Raw genomic sequence first — 17,430 nt, forward strand, 5'->3', positions numbered from 1 at the left:
CGGGTGACCGTCGAAGACGATCCCGAACAGGTCGTACGTCTCGCGCTCGTGCCAGTCGTTGGTCGGGTAGACGGCGACGAGCGACGGGATGTGCGGGTCCGCGTCGGGGGCGGTGACCTCGAGCCGGACGCGCCGGTTGTGGGTCATCGACAGCAGCGGGTAGACCGCGTGCAGCTCCGAACCGGTCTCCGCCGGGTAGTGCACGCCGGACACGCCGGTGCACAGCTCGAAGCGCAGCGCCGGGTCGTCGCGCAGCACCTGGGCGACCTGGCGCAGGTGCTCGCGGCGGACGATGAGCGTCAGCTCGCCCCGGTCCACGACCACGCGCTCGATCGCCTCGCCGAACTCGGGGTAGGCACGCTCCAACGCGTCCGCGATCTCGTCGAACTCGCCCTCGGCGCCGGCCGTGCGCGGACCGCCGTACGGGCGCGGGCTGGAGACCTTGGGCGACTGCCGGATGACGAGCTTGCCGTAGCCGGAGGTGTCGCCGGTGGTCTTGGCGCCGAACATGCCCATCCGGGCGATCGGCTGTTCGCGCCGCTCCTCCTCGGCCTGCGCCGGGAGCTGGTCGGCGGCCTGCTCGGCCTGCTGCTCGGGATGCTGCGAGGTCATGACACCACCTCGGGCTGGTCCAGGAGGGGAAGCTGACGGAGCCGGGCCTTCTCCAGCTCCTCGATCTCCCGCTTGCGGTGCACGCCCAGCTTGGTGTTCTGGATCTTGTCGTGCAGCTTGAGGATCGCGTCGAGCAGCATCTCCGGCCGCGGCGGGCAGCCGGGCAGGTAGATGTCGACCGGGACGATGTGGTCGACGCCCTGCACGATCGCGTAGTTGTTGAACATGCCGCCGGAGGAGGCGCACACGCCCATCGCGATGACCCACTTGGGCGAGGCCATCTGGTCGTAGATCTGCCGGAGCACGGGGGCCATCTTCTGGCTCACCCGGCCGGCCACGATCATCAGGTCGGCCTGTCGCGGCGAGCCCGAGGCGCGCTCCATGCCCCATCGGGAGAAGTCGTGGCGCGGGTCGCCGGTCGCCATCATCTCGATGGCGCAGCAGGCCAGGCCGAACGTCGCCGGCCAGACCGAGCTCTTGCGCGCCAGGCCGATGACCTGCTCGACCGTGGTCAGCAGGACGCCTGCGGGGAGTTTCTCTTCAAGACCCATTGTCAGTCCCACTCCAGACCACCGCGACGCCACACGTAGGCGTACGCGATGAGGACGGTGACGATGAAGAGCACCATTTCGACGAGACCGAACAGCCCCATGTGGTCGAAGGCGACCGCCCAGGGGTAGAGGAAGATGATCTCGATGTCGAAGACGATGAACAGCATCGCGGTCAGGTAGTACTTCACCGGGAAGCGGCCACCGCCGACCGGCTGCGGCGTCGGTTCGATACCGCATTCGTACGCTTCGAGACGGGCGCGGTTCCAGCGCTTGGGCCCCGTGAAGGACCCCATGATGACCGAGCCCACCGCGAACAGCAGCGCGAGCGCGCCGAGTACGACAATAGGAACGTAGAGGTTCAAATCCCTACACCCCCCTCTGGGTGATTGCCTTCGAGCGCGCCGCCGGCGCGGCACGGCCGCTGTGCACGGGCGGGATTCCCAATCCTAGGCAGGGCGATCATCATTTCTTCTCTCGTCTCACGCCGCCGGAGCCATTTTCGACATCGCGTTGATGACGCGGTCCATCGCGTCGCCGCCCCGCGGATCGGTCAGGTTGGCGAGCAGCTTGAGCGTGAACCTCATCAGCGTCGGGTGCGGCAGGCCGTGGCGCGTCGCGAACTTCATGATCCGCGGGTCGCCGATCGCCTTAACGAAGATCCGCCCGATCGTGTAGTAGCCGCCGTAGGCCTCCTTGAGCACGCGCGGGTAGTCGTGCAGGGCACGCTCGCGCTGCGCCGGGGTCGGCCGGGCCAGTGCCTGAGCGATGATCTCGGCCGCCATCTCGCCGGACTCCATCGCGTACGCGATGCCCTCGCCGTTGAACGGGTTGATCATCCCGCCGGCGTCGCCGACGAGCAGGAGGCCGCGCGTGTAGTGCGGGGTCCGGTTGAACCCCATCGGCAGCGCCGCGCCGCGCACCGGGCCGGTGGCGTTGTCCTCCTGGTAGCCCCACTCCTCCGGCATCCCGGCGAGCCAGCTGCGCAGGAGCGCGCGGTAGTCGACGTTCTTGAACGCCTCGCTGGTGTTGAGCAGGCCGAGGCCGACGTTGGAGGTGCCGTCGCCGACGCCGAAGATCCAGCCGTAGCCGGGCAGCAGCCGGTCGCCGTCCCACAGCTCCAGCCAGGACTCGAGGAAGTCGTCGTCGTGGCGCGGGCTCGTGTAGTAGCGCCGAACCGCCACCCCGATCGGCCGGTCGTCGCGCTTGCGCAGCCCCATCGCGAGCGAGAGCCGGGTGGAGTTGCCGTCGGCGGCCACGACGAGCGGCGCCTTGTAGGTCACCTCGCCGTCGGCGGTCTTGGCGACGACGCCGGTGATCCGGCCGGTGCGGTCGTCGAGGACCGGGCCGGTGACGTTGGTGTTCATGTGGAGCTTCACGCCGGCGGCGATGGCGCGCTCGGCGAGGATCTGGTCGAAGTCCATCCGCGTGCGGACCAGGCCGTAGTCCGGGTAGCTCGCCAGGTCCGGCCAGGGCAGCTCGAGCCGGACGCCGCCGCCGATGATCCGCAGGCCCTTGTTGCGGATCCAGCCGGGCGCGTCGATGTCGACGCCCATCTTCACCAGCTGCTTGACGGCGCGGGGGGTCAGGCCGTCACCGCACACCTTCTCGCGCGGGAAGGTCGTCTTCTCCAGCAGCAGGACGCCCAGCCCCGCCTGCGCCAGGTGGTAGGCAGTGGTCGAGCCCGCCGGGCCCGCGCCGACGACGATGACGTCGGCCTCGGTCTCGGGGTCCTTCCGCGTTATGGACACTGGCTCGGTCACGAGAATCCTTCGGGTGCACGGTTTCGGTAGTCCGCCCCATGGGCGGGGCGATGCCGCGACGGATCGTACGGGGCTGCGAGGAGCCGGGTGCGACCCGGGGTGCGATCTGGCTCTCCATGTTCTTTTGTGAAGCGCTTCACAAGCTCCCTACAACCGTGAGTCTAAACCTTGCCCCTCGATGCTCGGGAACCATGCGCGCTGCCCGATCGTACGCGCCTGCCCGCCTGCCGCGTTAACCGACCGCTTGCGTACGCTTACCTCTCATGACCCGGGCATCCCTGGACAAGCGACCGGCCGAGGTGGCCGCGATGTTCGATCGCACCGCCGCGCGCTACGACCTGCTCAACGACCTGATGACCGGCGGGCTCGATCGGCTGTGGCGGCGTGAGGTCGTCAAGGCCCTCGACGTGCGACGCGGCGAGCGGGTCCTCGACCTGGCGGCCGGGACCGGCACCTCGTCGGTGCCCTTCGCCGAGGCGGGAGCGCAGACCGCCGCGTGCGACTTCTCGTTCGGCATGCTCCAGGAGGGCGTGCGCCGCAACGGTTACGCGGGCGTCCGGTTCGTCGCCGGGGACGCGCTGCGCCTCCCGTTCGCCGACGAGTCCTTCGACGCGGTGACGATCTCCTTCGGCATCCGCAACGTTAGCGACACGGTCCAGGCACTGGCGGAGATGCGCCGGGTGACGAGGCCGGGCGGGCGGCTGCTCGTCTGCGAGGTGAGCCGGCCGCCGAACCCGGTGCTGCGGACCCTGCACGGCCTGCACCTGAAGGTCGGCCTGCCGCTGATGGCGAAGGTGAGCTCCAACCCCGACTCCTACCACTACCTCGCGGAGTCGACGGCGGCCTGGCACGACCAGGCGGCGTTCGCCCGGCTGATCCAGGAGGCCGGCTGGACCTCGGTGCGCTGGCGCAACCTCACGTTCGGCGCGGTGGCCCTGCACCACGCCGTCCGGTGAACCGCTGAATCAGGCGGTGGGCTCCCGGTTCTCCTCGCGGACCGTCGCGGAGGAGGCCGGCTCGTCGTCGTCCTCGCGGGCGGCGCCGGCGGCGAGGTTCTCCCGCATCCGGGCGGCGCGCCTGGTCACGGAGGACGAGACGGCGTCGCGCTGACGCGACAGCAGGACGAAGCTGATGATGCCGCTGATCAGGATGGCCAGCGCGAGGAGCAGGAACCCACGCGCCCCGGTCAGGAACAGCACTCCGGCGGTCGCGCCGAACAGCGCCAGCCGGGCGAGGGTGTAAATGAGTACGGAACGCATGACGTTCTGAGACTATCCCCACCTTCGCCGGAGTCGGTCCCGGGACCGGACTACCGGTCCCGCGACCGTGATCCGTCACTTCGTGCGGGGTTCCCCGGAGTCGCCGAGGACCTCCGCGTAGAGGGCCGGGTCGACGTTGCCGCCGGAGACGATGGCGACGTGACGCTGCGGGCGCCCTCCGTGGTGCCGCCCGCGTGCGCCGGTCGCCGCCAGATGCCCGGCGGTCGCGACCGCGCCGCCCGGCTCGGCGACCAGGCCCGCGCGGCGGGCGAGCAGCCGCATGGCGGCGCGGATCTCGTCCTCGGAGACCACGATGATGTCGTCGACGTACGCGCGGATGTGCTCGAAGGGCCGTTCGCCGACGCGCTCGACGCGCAGGGAGTCGGCGATCGTGCGGATCGTGTCGGCGGCCGGCCAGCCGATCCGGCGGCCGACGCGGAAGGAGTCGCGCGCGTCGGCGGCGAGCTCGGGCTCCACGCCGATGACCTTGGTCTCGGGGCGCCTCGCCTTGATCGCCGTGGCGACGCCGGCGATCAGGCCGCCCCCGCTGACCGGCACGAAGACCGCGTCGACCTCGGGCTCGTCCTCAAGGATCTCCAGGCCGATCGTGCCCTGCCCCGCGATGATCCGCGCGTCGTCGAACGGCGGGATGAGCGCGTACCCGTGCGCCGCCGCCAGCCGGTCGGCCGTCTCCACACGTGCCTCGATGGTCGGCTCGACGAACACGATCTCGGCGCCGAGCGCGCGGCAGGCCTCGGCCTTCACGGCGGGGATCGTGGTCGGGACGACGAGCACGGCGGGGATGCCGAGGACGTTCGCCGCGTACGCCACGGCCTGCGCGTGGTTGCCGCTGGAGTGCGCGATGACGCCGTTCTTCCGCTCCTCCTCGGGCAGGGCGCTGACCGCGGCGTACGCCCCGCGGAGCTTGAAAGAGCCGACCGGTTGCAGCGACTCGGCCTTGAGCAGGAGAGGAACCGAGGTCGCGGTGCCGCGGAGCGGCACCAGAGGGGTGCGCAGCGCGACCCCGGACAGCCGCCGGGCGGCGTCCTCGATCTCCTCCGGTGTTACAAGATCGGGCATAGCGAGCACCCTACGTGGGGTCGGTGCGTCCGGGTGCGACGGTCGTCATCTCGGCGTGTGGCCGCCGTCATCTCGGCGTGTGGCCGCTGTCATCTCGCCGTCCCGTCGTGGCCGTCTCGGCGTCACTGTGGGCGACGGGCCGACCGTACGGCCGAGGACCCGCAACTGAGCCGTCACATGCAGTCATTACTGCATGTCACAAAACTACGCAGCGTGATGTTTTCCGAAAACAAGGGAGAAATCGGTCTTGACACGGCAGACTGAGAAACAGTCCACCCGCGACGAGAGCGGGACAAAGGGGGAGAGAAAACGTGGAGAGTACGAGCGAGCGGCTGCTGACCCCGGGTGAGGTCGCCGCCCTGTTCCGGGTCGACCCGAAAACGGTAACACGGTGGGCGGCGGCCGGCCGGATCAGCAGCATCCGGACACCGGGAGGCCACCGCCGTTTCCGGGAATCCGAGGTGCACGCGCTCCTGAGGGGCGAGGAGCCGGTCGAGTCCTCGGTACGCAGCGAACTGAGCCGGTAGACGGTCGGTAGGCGGCGACCGGACCTCGCCGTCACTCCTCCGACTGTCGGGCCTTGAACTCCTCGAATTCGGCGCGCAGCGCCTCATCATCCTCGCGCCAGCGACGACGCTTCTCCGCCATCTCCTCTTCCGAGATCGACTGCGCGAGAAGACGCTGGTAGTCGGGATCCTCCGGGCCGATCTCCACATAGGCCTGGCCGATCACGCTCCCCGAGCCGCCGTGCGCCTGCCGCCCGCGGGCCAGCAGGCTCGCGGGCACCCGTAGGTTTCCGCCGGGGAGCCTGATCACGTACATCGCGCATCACCTAAATCCCGTATTTGCGGTTGAAGAAAAGCATTACATTCAACGCCGTTCGGGTATCCCCGCCAAGCATGTCGACAAGCGCCGGTCGTTGGTGAGACGCGATCGCCGCGAAGGCGTCCGCGAAGAACTCGTGCCGACCGAGATCCTCCGCCTGCCGGTGAAAGGCACTCTCCAAGTGTGGAAGACATTGGGCGTACAGCGCACGGAACTCCGGAGTGTCGGACTGCCATTGTCGACCGCCCTCGTCGGTCATCCTGCCGTCGATGTCGTCAAGAGCATGCCCGATCTCGTGCAGCATCACGTCCGGAGTCGGTGACGGACGGTCACCGACGACGATCGTTCGGTCCCCGTACGCCCCGGCGCAGATGTCCCAGGTCGCCTTGCCCGACGGCAGCGGCTCACCGCGCAGATAGGCCATGTCGTCGAGGTCCGGGACCCCGCCGGAGCCCACGTAGATGCCGTTCAGGCTCTCGGCGAGCTTGTCCTTGAGCACGTCGGGCAGCTCGGCGAGGCTGTCCACGGCCCGGACGACGTCCGGTGAGACCGGCGCGCCGTCGGCGGGCCACTGCCGGTAGAGGATGTCCTCCAGCGATCCGCAGTGCCGGCGTCCGTCCCGTACATCGGGCGCGTCCGGCCGGTGCGGCGCCGCGCGCGGCAGCTCGTCGTCGAGCTCGAAGTCGCGCCAGGTGTAGCGCCGCTCGGCGGGCCGGTCGGGCAGCGGCGTGTCCGCGCGTTCCGTGAGCCGCCGCTGCTCGTCCGGGCGCAGTTTGCGGAAGCGGCCGAGCGCGTCCCTGGGCTGCAGGCGGCGCGGGCGGGCGACGGACCGGTCGGCCGCCGCCGTCCGATCGGCGTCGCCGGCGGAGTCCTTGCTCCGGCGGTGGCGCCCGGTCCGGGAGTCGGCGGGCGGCGCCTCGAGCGGCTGGCGACGGTTCACCCGGTACCGCATGTCAGGTCCCCTCGCCTCGGCTACGCCGAAGCGTAAGCGAGCATGCGGCCACCCGTCATCCCCGGATCCGCTGATCCGGCGGCCCACTGCGGCCACCTCCACGGCCCGGTGCGGCCGGCTCCGCGGCCCACTGCGGCCATCTCCATGCCCCGGTGCGGCCGGTTCTGCGGCCCGGTGCGGCCACCTCTGCGGTGACGTTCAGGTGGGCGGGTTACTCTGCGACCATGCTCGTCCTTGCCGTCGTGCTCGTCCTTGTCGCACTCGGCGTGTGGCTCTTCTGCCTCTTCGAGGTCCTGTCGACCGATGAATTCGAAACCCGGCACCTGCCGAAGTTCGCGTGGTTCCTCGTCGTGCTGCTCGGCTTCGAACTCGGTGCGGTCGCCTGGCTGCTGTTCGGCCGGCGCCGCAGATACGTGCGGGCGGGGGTGACCGGGTGGCCGTCGGAGTTCCTCACCTCGCGGGACGCCGGCGGGGACGAGGTCGATCCCCTGGAGCGGCGGGGCCCGCTCGGCCCGGATGACGACCCGGAGTTCCTCCGCCAGTTGGACCGCCGCCTCCGCGGCGAGGAGCCCTAGGCGGGAAACGCGCCGACCCCGGCGCCCTCTCGGGCGGCCGGGGTCGGAGAAGCGCCGGTCGACGGGTCAGTGCAGGGCGCTGCCCGCGACCCACTTGTTCCACGACAGGGCCCAGAAGACCCAGCCGTTGGAGTCGACCTCGTTGGACAGCTTACGGCTGGTGCCGGTGACGTTCACGATGTCGCCGCGCTGGGCGATGTCGTAGAAGTACCGGGCGCCGGTCGGCGAGGTGCGGACGCAGCCGTGGCTGGCGTTGCGGTTGCCGAGGGCGTCGTACTCCCCGACGCTCTGGTGGACGTACTCACCGCGGTTGGTGATCCGGACCGCGAGGTGCACGACCTCCTTGTAGTAACCGTTGTCGCCGGGCTTGCGGCCGGGCGACTCCATCGTCACGCTCTCGGACTTCTCCTGCGTGATGTGCAGGCCGCTGGTGGTGGTGTACTCCGTCGTCGTCCCCATGCCCGTGCTGATCGGGAACTTCTTGACGACGCCGTCGTGGTCGACCTTCATGTAGTGCGTCTTGGCGTTGGCCACGGTGACGTTGGACGCGCCGATCTTGAAGGACCGCGAGGCGTCCGCCTTGCCGTACACGCCCTTGAGGCCGCGGACGCCGGCGAGGTGGGCGGTGAACGTGACGTTCTGGTGCGCGCCCCAGAACTTCTGGGTGCGGAAGACGACCTCCGTGCTCGACATCCAGTGCCAGACGCCGGTGTCGCCCTTGTCCGACTTCACCTCGAGGGCCCGCTCGACGTTCGCCTTGTTGGCGATCGGCTTGTCGAACTTCACGATGATCGGCATGCCCACGCCGACCTTCTCGCCGGGCATCGGCGTGATGTCAGCGATCTTGAAGGTCTGGGTGGCCGGCTGCGTCTTGAACGTGCTCTGCGTCGTCGTGGTCTTGCCCTTGGCGTTCTTCGCTGTGACGTTCACGGTGTACGACGCGCCGGGCTTGAGCGTCCACTTGGTCTTCCACTGCGTGTGGTCGGCGTTGAAGTCGCCCGGCACCTGCGTGCTGCCCGAGGCGACCGCCACCTGCTCGAGCCTGCCGCCCGAGGTCGCGACCGAGACGCCCTGGTCGGGGCGTGCGGCGCCGGTGCCGTTGGCGGGAGTGACGCGCACCTGGGCGTCGGGGGCCTTCGTGCCGTCCTTGCCGTTCGTGCCCGCCTCGCTGCTGCCCGTGCACGCGGACGCTCCGGCCAGCAGGGCCACCATCGCCATCATGCCAACGGCCGACCGCCTTCTACCCACGCGAGTCCTCCCAGATTCACCCACGACCCATGTGACGCACGGCGTGCGTAAAAAGTTGCCAGTGGGATCTAAGTAATCAACCAGCGTAGGAGTGCAACCCGGAAACGAGGTAGTTGATTCCGAAGAAGTTGAACAGAAGGCACGCGAAGGCGATCAGGGAGATGACGGCCGCCTTGCGGCCCCGCCAGCCGGCGGTGGCGCGGGCGTGGAGGTACCCGGCGTAGACGACCCAGGTGATGAACGACCAGGTCTCCTTCGGGTCCCAGCCCCAGTAGCGTCCCCACGCGGAGTCCGCCCAGATCGCGCCGGCGATGATGGCGAACGTCCAGATCGGGAAGCCGAACATCATCGTGCGGTGGGAGATGCGGTCGAGGGTCTCGGCGTCGGGGACCCGCTCCAGCAGGCCGCCCGGCTTGGGCGGCGTCCGGCGGGCCTTGAGGAGGTAGAGGATCGTGGCGACGCCGGCGACGGTGAACGTGCCGGTGGCGGTCACGGCGGCGGTCACATGGATGGCGATCCAGTACGAGTGCAGCGCCGGGCGGAGCGGGCCCGGGTCGTCGTACAGCCAGATCGTGGCGATACCGAGCGCGATGACGACGGCCACCATGAGGAACGGGCCGAGCCAGTTGGTCTTGTAGCGCCAGAGCATCACGAGGTACACGGTCACCGCGGCGAACGTGATCGCGGACACGAACTCGTACATGTTGCCCCAGGGCACGCGGTCGGCCGCCATGCCCCGGGTGACGATCTCGGCGCCGTGCACGCCCCAGGCGAGCACGTTGAGGAGGATCGCGAACCGACCCCAGTCGATCCGGCGGCCCTCGTCCTCGTCCTGGGCCTCCTCGGCGTCCCGCACGTCCTCGGACGCCTCGGGGCCGCCCGCGCCGACGAGGACCTTCGCCTCCTGCGGCACGGCCGCGACGCGCCGCCGCCCGAACGAGATGTCGGCGGCGTATCCGACCATGGCGACGACGTAGAGCAGCACCGCACCGAGCATCAACTGGTTGCTCAGATTGGCCAGATGGGTGTCGACCACGGTCGTCACTCCTCGTCTGTGTTCGGGGGTTCGTCCGGAGCCGTGCTCCGGGACTCTTCGGGAGCGGCCGCCTTGAGCCGCTCGACGATGGCTTCGAAGTCCGGAGTGGCCCCGCCGAGGGTGAGCCCTCCGACCTGGACCACGGTACGCCCGCCGTCCGCGGCCGTCGCACGGACCCACACCCTGCGGCGGCGCACGAGGAAGGAGGTCACGATGCCGGCGATCGCGACGATGCCGGCGGCGAGCGCGGGGACGCGTCCGGGGTCGTGGTTGACCTGGAGGGTGACGTACTGCCGGTAGCCGTCGAAGGTCACCGACCCGGCGCCGCCCGGCAGTTGCAGCGTCTGGCCGGTCGCCAGCGGCTTGACCTTGTTGCCCATCAGGATGGGCTTGAGCTTGGCGGTCTCCAGCCGGTACACCGACTGCGGGGCGCCGTTGGACAGGCCGAGGTCGCCCTTGAAGGCGAACAGCGCGACCTGCGGGTTCCACGCGGCGGGGAAGGCCGAGACGACCTTGCCCTGCTGGTTCGGCACGGCGGTGGGCCAGAACAGCCCGATGAAGCCGAGCTGGTCGGGTTGGGCGTCGGGCACCTTGATGACGCCCTCGGAGGCGTACGTCGCCTCGTTGGTCGGCAGGAACGGCACGGCTCCCTGGAAGGCGACCTGCCCCTTGCCGTCACGCACGGTGAAGCGCGGCGCGTAGCCGTGGCCGAGGAGGTAGACCCGCGACCCGTCCACGTTGAGCGGGTGGTTGACCTTCAGGTCGTAGGACTTGACCGAGGACCGCAGGCCGTTCTGGTACCGGATCTTGGCCGAGAAGTTGGTCGGCTGCCCGCGGTTCGGGCCGCTCGGCAGGTAGCTCGCCGAGAAGGAGTCGAGCCAGACGGTGAACGGCGGCAGCTTCGAGGCGGTGAAGCTGCGGCCGCCCTTGAACGCGTCGTACGAGGCGAGGGTGTTGGAGAAGCCCTCCCCCTCGGTCACCAGGACGTTGCCCTTGTAGCCGAACGCCGCGCCGGAGCCGACCGCGAACAGCAGCACGAGCAGGGCCAGGTGGAAGACCAGGTTGCCGGTCTCGCGGAGGTACCCCTTCTCGGCCGCGACCGCGTCGTCGTACGTGTCGACGCGGAACCGCCGGCCCTTGAGGATGCCGCGCGCCTCGGCGAGCACCTCGTCGGGGGCGGCGGCCGTCTCGTACGACGCCGCCTCCGGCAGCCGGCCGAGGTTGCGCGGGGCCTTCGGCGGCCGGGACCGCAACTGGTCGACGTGGTGCTTGGCCCGCGGCAGCACGCAGCCGGCCAGGGACACGAACAGCAGGATGTAGATCGCCGCGAACCAGGGCGCGGCGTACACGTCGAACAGCGACAGCTTGTCCATCACCGGCGCGAGCGTCTTGTGCTGCTGGAAGAAGGTCGTGACCTTCTCCGGCGCGAGACCGCGCTGCGGCAGGAACGAGCCGGGCACGGTGCCGAGCGCGACGAGGAACAGCAGGACCAGGGCCGTCCGCATCGAGGTGAGCTGCCGCCAGCCCCACCGGAGCCAGCCGACCAGGCCGATGCCCGCCGGGCGTTCCCGTGGCGCCTGCGGCGCGGCCTGCGTCTCAGGAGCGTCGACGCTCACGGGCGTACCCCCTTGTCGAAGCTCATCAGATCACCGTCTTGAAGCCGGAGACCCAGCCTTGCAGTTGGATCGTCAGATCGCTCCAGAGGCCGGTCACCAGGAGCAGCCCGATCGCGACGAGCAGGCCGCCACCGACGCGCATCACGGCCTGGTAGTGGCGCTTGACCCAGCCGAACGCGCCCAGGGCCTTACGGTACGCGACGGCGGTGAGCAGGAACGGCACGCCCAGGCCGAGGCAGTAGGCGAACGACAGCAGCGCCCCGCGCGTCGCGCTCGCCTCGGTGTAGGCCATCGCCTGCACGGCGGCGAGGGTCGGGCCGATGCAGGGCGTCCAGCCGAGCCCGAACAGCGCGCCCAGGAGGGGCGCGCCCGCCACTCCGGCGGCGGGCAGCCGGCTCGACTTCACGGTCCGCTGCAGCCCGGGAATGAACCCCATGAACGCCAGTCCGAGCAGGATCGTGACCGCGCCCAGCACCTTCGTGATCACGGCGGCGTGCCGCTGCAGCAGCGCGCCGAACCCGCCGAACGCCAGCCCGGCGCTCACGAACACGACCGTGAACCCCAGGACGAACAGCGCGACCCCGAGGAGCAGCCGCCCCCGCCGCCGCTCCCCGAGGTCCGCGCCGCTCATGCCGGTGACGTACGACAGGTAGCCCGGTACGAGGGGCAGCACGCACGGGGAGAGGAACGACACGAGCCCGGCCGCCGCCGCGACCGGGACCGCCATGACGAGCGATCCGCTGGTGATGGTGCTCACCATTCGCTCCCCCTCGTACGGCCGCGCTTCATCGGCCCGCCGCGATCTTCGTGACCAGGTCGCGCAGCGCGGAGTACGACGTGCCGCCGACGATCCGCCCCGCCACGCGGCCGTTCCGGTCGACGACGAGCGTGGTCGGCACGCCGGTGAGCGGCACGTCGCGGAAGGCCGGCGCCACCTGCCCGGCCTGGTCGTAGACGCTCGGATAATCGATCTTGAAGGTGCGGGTGAAGGCCTTGCCGGCCTCCTTGGCGTCGCGTACGTCCACGCCGACGAAGCGCACCCCGGACGCCTTCGTCTCGGCGGCCACCTTCCGCAGCGCCGGCGCCTCGGCGCGGCAGGGACCGCAGTAGGACTGCCAGAAGTTCAGGACCGCGACCGTGCCGCGCAGGGCGGCGAGGTCGAAGCTCTTCCCGTCCAGCGTGGTCCCCGTGACCTGCGGCGCGGGCCTGCGGTCCGTGAACAGCTCGTACGGCGCGGCGGAGGTCCGCTGCGCTCCGGTGGCGCCGGTGCCGGCACAGCCCGCGAGCGCACCGCCGAGTACGGCCGTGGCCGAGGCGGCCACGGCACGACGGCGCATCGCGGTAGGACTCATTTCTCGGCCGCGACCTTGGTGACGAGGTCCCGGAGGCGGGAGTAGGGCACGCTGCCGATGACGCGGACCGCGACCTTGCCCTGCCGGTCGATGATCAGCGTGGAGGGCACGGCGTTCGGCGGGATGTCGCGGAAGGCCAGCGCCACCTGCCCGGCCTGGTCGTACAGGCTCGGGTAGGTGATCTTGAAGGTGCGGACGAACGCCTGCGCGTTGTCCTTGCCGTCCTTGATGTCCACGCCCAGGAACTGCACGCCCGAGCCCTTGGTCTGCTCGTAGATCTGCTCCATCGTCGGCGCCTCGGCGCGGCACGGCGCGCACCAGGACGCCCAGAAGTTCACGACCGTGACCTTGCCGCTCTGCGCGGCGAGGTCGAAGGGCCTACCGTCGAGCGTGGTGCCCTTCACCTGGGGGGCGGGCTTGCGGTTCTTGATGATCTGGCTGGAGTTGTCGCCCGCGACGTACCGCGAGTCGGAGTTCCCGGCGCCGCTCTGCACCGCGCCGGTGCCCGCGCATCCCGCGAGCGCGCCGGCACCGAGCAGGATCACCGCCGGAAGGGTCAGGGCACGGGGGGTCACGGGCACACTCCTACTACTACATCGTGTAGTACTCAGCTCTATTGTGCAGGAGGGCTCAGGCGCCGGGGACACCGGGGCGGCGGGAGAACTCGCCCGCCGGCTCGGCGTAGTCGACCTTGACGATGCGGTCGTCGTCGTAGGTGAAGCTGGTCACGCTGGCCAGCGAGCACTGCCGGCGCCCCGGGTGGTGCCACATCCGGCGGCCTTCCACCCGCCGCCGCGTCACCCAGATCGGCAACTGGTGGCTGACGCACACCGCCTCGTGCCCGCGCGCGGCGTCGCGCGCGGCCGCCATCGCGGCCAGCATGCGCCGGGCGATCTCCTCGTACGGCTCGCCCCACGACGGCCGGAAGGGGTTCCAGAGGAACGGCCAGTGCTCCGGGCGGCGCAGCGACCCGTCACCGACGCCGAAGGTGCGGCCCTCGAAGTGGTTGGCGGCCTCGATCAGGCGCTCGTCGGTGCCGACCGGCAGGCCGAGCGTCTCGGCGATCGGCTCGGCGGTCTCCTGGGCCCGCTCCATCGGCGAGGACACGAGCGCGGTGATGTCACGCCCGTCGAACCACTTGGCCGCCGCCTTCGCCATCAGCCGGCCGTCGTCGCTGAGGTGGTAGCCCGGCAGCCGCCCGTACAGGACACCCTCGGGGTTGTGCACCTCGCCGTGGCGCAGCAGATGAACGATCGTCTTCATAGCGCACCAACACTACCGGCCCCCGGAGGTGGCGCCGCCGACCGGACCAGCGAGTCGCCCGCCCGGCGACACCGATCGACCGTGGGCCGGTGAGAACCTGCCCGGCGTGTTACCCGCACACGATGCAGGTGACACGCCGTGCAGGTGGGCCGTCAGGCGTGGGCGTCGGGGACACGCCGTGCGGAATCGCGGCGTTCGGCGGCGTCTCGACGGATGCTTGTGTCGTACGCCGCTCCGGCGAACCTGCCCGCCGTACGCGCATCTCATAGGAAGTGAAGACCCACATGAGGAATCGGCGGCTGTTCGCCGGCCCGGCCATCGCCGCCGCGACCGTCGCCGTGACGTCGGCCTGCTCCGGCGGCGGCCAGCAGGCGGCATCGGTCGCGGCCGACGCGACGATCAAGATCAGCCCGGCCGACGGCAGGCGCACCGTCCGGCCGGACCGGAGCGTCGAGGTCACCGTCTCCGGCGGGCGGCTGGAGCAGGTGGACGTACGGCAGGACGACACGGACGCGCCGGGCGCGTTCGACGCCGACCACAGGTCGTGGAAGACCATCTGGACCCTGAAGCCCGGCGTCTGGTACCGGGTGAAGGCCACGGCCCGGAGTTCCACGGGCCGGGTCACCGCGGTGATGAGCCGGTTCCGCACGGCTTCGGCCGCGCATCAGATCGCCATCGCCGACGTCACGCCGCAGGCCGGCGAGAGGGTCGGCGTCGGAATGCCGATCATCGTGACGTTCGACGGCCCGGTGGCCGACCGCGCCCGGGTCACGCGCGCCCTCGAGGTCCGGGCGGACAGGGCGGACGGGGGCGCCTGGCACTGGATGTCGGACCGGCAGGTCGTCTACCGCACCCGCCGCTACTGGCAGCCGCACCAGAACGTGACCTTCACCGCGCACCTGGCCGGCGTACGCGCCGCCAAGGGCGTGTACGGGACGACGGACGTCACGAGGGCCTTCACCATCGGCGCGTCGAACATCACGGTCGCCGACTCCCGCACCCACCTGATGAAGGTCGATCACGACGGCGTGGTGCGGACGTTCCTCATCAGCATGGGCAAGGGCACCACCCGCGAGTACACCACCACCAGCGGCATCCACCTGACCAGGGAGAAGAAGCAGGTGGTGCAGATGGAGTCCCCGAACTGCAAGCCGGGCCAATCCGGCTGCGACTACTACAAGGAGGACGTCCACCTCGCGGTGCGGATCTCGATGGGCGGCGAGTACGTCCACCAGAGCGTCGGGGAGTACGACGCCCTCGGCGACCGCAACGCCAGCCACGGCTGCGTCCGCACCTCCAGAGCCGGCGCCCGCTACTTCTTCGGCATCGCTCAGCGCGGCGACATCGTCAAGATCACCGGCACGAGCCGCCGCTTCGTCGACGAGCCGAACGACGGCGACTGGAAATACTGGAACTACCCCTGGAGCGCCTGGCTGAAGGACGGCGATCTGTCCCGCTGAGCGTGTCAGAGGGCGGTGGCCGCCAGCCAGGCGGCCGGCAGGTCGCGGTCACCGAAGACCTCCAGCCGCGCGTCGTCGGGCCGCAGCCGGCCGTAACCGAGCAGCAACGGGTCCCCGGTCGCCGCCCGTACGGCCGCGCCCTTGCCGCCAGGACGAAACCCCTTTTCATCCGTCGGAGTCGCCTTACCCGGCGCATGTTCGTCGATTAGGATTTCGGGCCGTGTCCTCCTGGCGAGCCGCAGGCGACTTCCCGCCCACCTATCCGCATCCGATGCAGACGCTGACGCTGATGCTGATGGACGGTTCCGTCCCCCGACGGGCCCGAGGCGACATGGACGCCTGCCTCGCGGCCGCCCTGGAAGGCGCCGAGGGCAGACTCCGCCCGGAGCCCGACGCGGGGACGCTCTACCCGTTCGGCCTGGTCATGGACGCCGACGGGGTGCTGCGGAAGGCCGGGCAGTACGACGCGGACTATGCCTACGACGAGACGGCCACCGCCGGGGCGCTGCACCATCTCGCCGACGGCTACCGCGCCCGCGAGGCCGAGCTCCGGTGCGCCGTCATCACCTACTACGTGCGCATGAAGGAGCCGTCGCCGGGCGACACCGCCCCCGTCAACGTCCAGCTCCGCCGGTCCACGGACTGGCGGAGGGACCCCGCCCCGGCCCCGCCGGGAAGCGTCGACGCGATCGCCATGGAGGTCGAGCACCAGGCGGGCTGCGCCCTCGCGGTGTTCATGCCCTTCGCCTGGCAGGGACCGGGGCAGGACTTCGTCGTCGGCGACCTGATGGCCGTCCCCGCCAAGCGCCGCATCTGGCCCGACGCCTGACCCGCCCCCGTAGCGCCGAGGATCTCGGTGCCGCCGGCGACGCCGATCCGGGGCGTTGACGGCGGCCCGAGTCCCGCCACGTGCAGACGTCTCGGAAAACCCGACCGCGCCGCCCGGATCGCAGCATTTCGTCCCTCTTCCGAGGCGGACCACCCCTGTTTCACCGAACGTATTGCACGCCCCTCGGGCCCGCACGCCCGCGTCGAGGCCACGCGCAAGAGGACTTTGCCGCCGCTCTTGACGGGCAAAAAGCGACGATACGGGCGTCGACCCGGCCACACCGACGGCAACGTGTCAGTAGCGACGCCACCTGCGGCATCAACGCCGTCCAGGGCGCCGCGAACAATCCGGTCCGCGGCGGCGCCACCCCCGCCGGTGATCGGCCGACTCCAGGTGCACCGGACGCAGCCGGGTAGCGGCGCCTCGTCCCATGCCGTCTACTCAGCCGAGACGATTCTCCTCCAGGTAGACACCTCAGAACGAGCACCCTCGCCCCGCCTGCGCGATGCCGAAGGCCCCGCGCTCCTCTACCGCCGAGGATTTTCGTCGCTCCAACGACGAAAACTCCGGGCGCTCACTGACTCTGGGCGGCGAGGAGCGGGCGCAGTCGGGTGCAGATGGCTTCCACCTCGGTCTCCCCCGGAAACTCGCCGGCGCGGAACATCGCGACTTGGAGATCCGGTCCGGCCGCGTCGAAGCGGGCCATGTCGGCCTTGGTGATCGGCTGGACGACGAAGTGGATGTGGCCCGGTTTTCGGCCCATGTGCGACCACAGGCAGACGTAGACCTGCTCCGGCCGGATCACCTCCGTGACCGCCGCCGCCGTCCGCCGCAGGAGCGGACCGAGCGCCGCGCTCTCGGCCTCGTCGAGGTCGGCCACATGCACGACGTGCCGCAGCGGCTTGACCACCAGCGCGCCGACCCCGAGCGGCCCGACACAGTGCTCCACGACCAGCCCCGAACTCTCATGCAGCCGCCCACCCGGCAACGGCCTCGCCCCAGAGCTCAGCTC

Annotated in this window: 21 protein-coding genes; 5 read left to right on the plus strand and 16 right to left on the minus strand. The window is 70.5% G+C overall.

All coding sequences use genetic code 11. The annotated features are described in order from the left end of the window. The 4 genes from AB0K82_RS21170 to AB0K82_RS21185 all read right to left on the minus strand — a co-directional run. Window positions 1-612: NADH-quinone oxidoreductase subunit C (locus tag AB0K82_RS21170; protein ID WP_364399216.1), on the minus strand; the 612-nt coding region annotated here is incomplete at its 3' end. After that, the gene (locus tag AB0K82_RS21175; protein ID WP_252779634.1) at window positions 609-1,163 is read right to left on the minus strand and encodes an NADH-quinone oxidoreductase subunit B; all 555 of its coding nucleotides are present in this window, start codon (window positions 1,161-1,163) and stop codon (window positions 609-611) included. The genes AB0K82_RS21175 and AB0K82_RS21170, both read right to left, overlap by 4 nt. A gap of 2 nt (window positions 1,164-1,165) precedes the next feature. Then, the gene (locus AB0K82_RS21180) at window positions 1,166-1,525 is read right to left on the minus strand and encodes an NADH-quinone oxidoreductase subunit A (protein ID WP_252779618.1); all 360 of its coding nucleotides are present in this window, start codon (window positions 1,523-1,525) and stop codon (window positions 1,166-1,168) included. Window positions 1,526-1,642: 117 nt separating this feature from the next. Further along, window positions 1,643-2,923, minus strand: coding sequence for a geranylgeranyl reductase family protein (locus AB0K82_RS21185; protein ID WP_364399218.1), 1,281 nt, complete (start codon window positions 2,921-2,923; stop codon window positions 1,643-1,645). Between the two features lie 263 nt (window positions 2,924-3,186). Here AB0K82_RS21185 and AB0K82_RS21190 point away from each other — a divergent pair, with 263 nt between their 5' ends. Continuing rightward, a complete protein-coding gene (locus AB0K82_RS21190) occupies window positions 3,187-3,879 on the plus strand; it encodes a demethylmenaquinone methyltransferase (RefSeq protein ID WP_364399220.1) in 693 nt (230 codons plus the stop codon). Between the two features lie 9 nt (window positions 3,880-3,888). On the opposite strand, the gene AB0K82_RS21195 is transcribed toward AB0K82_RS21190, so the two are convergent. Together AB0K82_RS21195 and AB0K82_RS21200 are read right to left on the minus strand one after the other, a co-directional pair. Then, a complete protein-coding gene (locus tag AB0K82_RS21195) occupies window positions 3,889-4,182 on the minus strand; it encodes a DUF4229 domain-containing protein (RefSeq protein WP_364399221.1) in 294 nt (97 codons plus the stop codon). 75 nt (window positions 4,183-4,257) lie between these two features. Beyond that, window positions 4,258-5,262 carry a threonine/serine dehydratase gene (locus AB0K82_RS21200; RefSeq protein WP_364399223.1) on the minus strand — a complete coding sequence of 335 codons (1,005 nt, stop codon included), beginning with the start codon at window positions 5,260-5,262 and terminating at the stop codon, window positions 4,258-4,260. A 311-nt stretch (window positions 5,263-5,573) separates the two neighbouring features. Between AB0K82_RS21200 and AB0K82_RS21205 the strand changes: the two genes are divergently transcribed. Then, window positions 5,574-5,789 (plus strand): BldC family transcriptional regulator, encoded by a 216-nt coding sequence (locus AB0K82_RS21205; RefSeq protein WP_252779585.1) that lies wholly within the window; start codon window positions 5,574-5,576, stop codon window positions 5,787-5,789. 31 nt (window positions 5,790-5,820) lie between these two features. Here the strand turns inward: AB0K82_RS21205 and AB0K82_RS21210 are convergent, their stop codons facing one another. Both AB0K82_RS21210 and AB0K82_RS21215 read right to left on the minus strand, forming a co-directional pair. Continuing rightward, the gene (locus AB0K82_RS21210) at window positions 5,821-6,048 is read right to left on the minus strand and encodes a hypothetical protein (RefSeq protein WP_364399225.1); all 228 of its coding nucleotides are present in this window, start codon (window positions 6,046-6,048) and stop codon (window positions 5,821-5,823) included. A gap of 46 nt (window positions 6,049-6,094) precedes the next feature. After that, complete coding sequence (locus tag AB0K82_RS21215) at window positions 6,095-7,039, minus strand: hypothetical protein (RefSeq protein WP_364399227.1); 945 nt, start codon at window positions 7,037-7,039, stop codon at window positions 6,095-6,097. A gap of 224 nt (window positions 7,040-7,263) precedes the next feature. Between AB0K82_RS21215 and AB0K82_RS21220 the strand changes: the two genes are divergently transcribed. Further along, complete coding sequence (locus tag AB0K82_RS21220; RefSeq protein WP_364399229.1) at window positions 7,264-7,614, plus strand: PLD nuclease N-terminal domain-containing protein; 351 nt, start codon at window positions 7,264-7,266, stop codon at window positions 7,612-7,614. A gap of 66 nt (window positions 7,615-7,680) precedes the next feature. On the opposite strand, the gene AB0K82_RS21225 is transcribed toward AB0K82_RS21220, so the two are convergent. The 7 genes from AB0K82_RS21225 to AB0K82_RS21255 form a co-directional block, all read right to left on the minus strand. Continuing rightward, window positions 7,681-8,862, minus strand: a complete 1,182-nt coding sequence (locus AB0K82_RS21225) for an Ig-like domain-containing protein (RefSeq protein WP_364399231.1) — start codon at window positions 8,860-8,862, stop codon at window positions 7,681-7,683. A 76-nt stretch (window positions 8,863-8,938) separates the two neighbouring features. Then, window positions 8,939-9,898: a c-type cytochrome biogenesis protein CcsB gene (ccsB, locus tag AB0K82_RS21230; protein WP_364399233.1), complete on the minus strand. Its 960-nt coding sequence runs from the start codon at window positions 9,896-9,898 to the stop codon at window positions 8,939-8,941. A 5-nt stretch (window positions 9,899-9,903) separates the two neighbouring features. Next, complete coding sequence (locus tag AB0K82_RS21235) at window positions 9,904-11,514, minus strand: cytochrome c biogenesis protein ResB (protein ID WP_364399235.1); 1,611 nt, start codon at window positions 11,512-11,514, stop codon at window positions 9,904-9,906. Window positions 11,515-11,539: 25 nt separating this feature from the next. Continuing rightward, window positions 11,540-12,274, minus strand: a complete 735-nt coding sequence (locus AB0K82_RS21240) for a cytochrome c biogenesis protein CcdA (protein WP_364399237.1) — start codon at window positions 12,272-12,274, stop codon at window positions 11,540-11,542. Between the two features lie 25 nt (window positions 12,275-12,299). Further along, on the minus strand, window positions 12,300-12,851 hold the full coding sequence (locus tag AB0K82_RS21245) for a TlpA disulfide reductase family protein (RefSeq protein ID WP_364399239.1): 552 nt from the start codon (window positions 12,849-12,851) through the stop codon (window positions 12,300-12,302). Between the two features lie 11 nt (window positions 12,852-12,862). After that, window positions 12,863-13,441 carry a TlpA disulfide reductase family protein gene (locus AB0K82_RS21250; RefSeq protein ID WP_364399241.1) on the minus strand — a complete coding sequence of 193 codons (579 nt, stop codon included), beginning with the start codon at window positions 13,439-13,441 and terminating at the stop codon, window positions 12,863-12,865. Between the two features lie 55 nt (window positions 13,442-13,496). After that, complete coding sequence (locus AB0K82_RS21255) at window positions 13,497-14,129, minus strand: histidine phosphatase family protein (RefSeq protein WP_364399243.1); 633 nt, start codon at window positions 14,127-14,129, stop codon at window positions 13,497-13,499. A gap of 284 nt (window positions 14,130-14,413) precedes the next feature. Here AB0K82_RS21255 and AB0K82_RS21260 point away from each other — a divergent pair, with 284 nt between their 5' ends. Together AB0K82_RS21260 and AB0K82_RS21265 are read left to right on the plus strand one after the other, a co-directional pair. Further along, the gene (locus tag AB0K82_RS21260; RefSeq protein ID WP_364399245.1) at window positions 14,414-15,589 is read left to right on the plus strand and encodes an Ig-like domain-containing protein; all 1,176 of its coding nucleotides are present in this window, start codon (window positions 14,414-14,416) and stop codon (window positions 15,587-15,589) included. 220 nt (window positions 15,590-15,809) lie between these two features. Then, entirely contained in the window at window positions 15,810-16,418 is a 609-nt protein-coding gene (locus AB0K82_RS21265; RefSeq protein ID WP_364399247.1) for a hypothetical protein, read from the plus strand. Window positions 16,419-16,992: 574 nt separating this feature from the next. On the opposite strand, the gene AB0K82_RS21270 is transcribed toward AB0K82_RS21265, so the two are convergent. Beyond that, a complete protein-coding gene (locus tag AB0K82_RS21270) occupies window positions 16,993-17,367 on the minus strand; it encodes a hypothetical protein (RefSeq protein ID WP_364399248.1) in 375 nt (124 codons plus the stop codon). Between the last annotated feature and the right edge of the window lie 63 nt (window positions 17,368-17,430).

The organism is Actinoallomurus sp. NPDC052274 (genome assembly GCF_040679475.1).
GTDB classification, from domain to species: Bacteria; Actinomycetota; Actinomycetes; order Streptosporangiales; family Streptosporangiaceae; genus Actinoallomurus; species Actinoallomurus liliacearum.

Coding starts and splice junctions, on each gene's coding strand:
- AB0K82_RS21260 (WP_364399245.1), top strand. CDS start 14,414: ATGAGGAATCGGCGGCTGTTCGCCGGCCCGGCCATCGCCGCCGCGACC.
- AB0K82_RS21240 (WP_364399237.1), bottom strand. CDS start 12,274: ATGGTGAGCACCATCACCAGCGGATCGCTCGTCATGGCGGTCCCGGTC.
- AB0K82_RS21215 (WP_364399227.1), bottom strand. CDS start 7,039: ATGCGGTACCGGGTGAACCGTCGCCAGCCGCTCGAGGCGCCGCCCGCC.
- AB0K82_RS21200 (WP_364399223.1), bottom strand. CDS start 5,262: ATGCCCGATCTTGTAACACCGGAGGAGATCGAGGACGCCGCCCGGCGG.
- AB0K82_RS21255 (WP_364399243.1), bottom strand. CDS start 14,129: ATGAAGACGATCGTTCATCTGCTGCGCCACGGCGAGGTGCACAACCCC.
- AB0K82_RS21175 (WP_252779634.1), bottom strand. CDS start 1,163: ATGGGTCTTGAAGAGAAACTCCCCGCAGGCGTCCTGCTGACCACGGTC.
- AB0K82_RS21245 (WP_364399239.1), bottom strand. CDS start 12,851: ATGCGCCGTCGTGCCGTGGCCGCCTCGGCCACGGCCGTACTCGGCGGT.
- AB0K82_RS21195 (WP_364399221.1), bottom strand. CDS start 4,182: ATGCGTTCCGTACTCATTTACACCCTCGCCCGGCTGGCGCTGTTCGGC.
- AB0K82_RS21190 (WP_364399220.1), top strand. CDS start 3,187: ATGACCCGGGCATCCCTGGACAAGCGACCGGCCGAGGTGGCCGCGATG.
- AB0K82_RS21220 (WP_364399229.1), top strand. CDS start 7,264: ATGCTCGTCCTTGCCGTCGTGCTCGTCCTTGTCGCACTCGGCGTGTGG.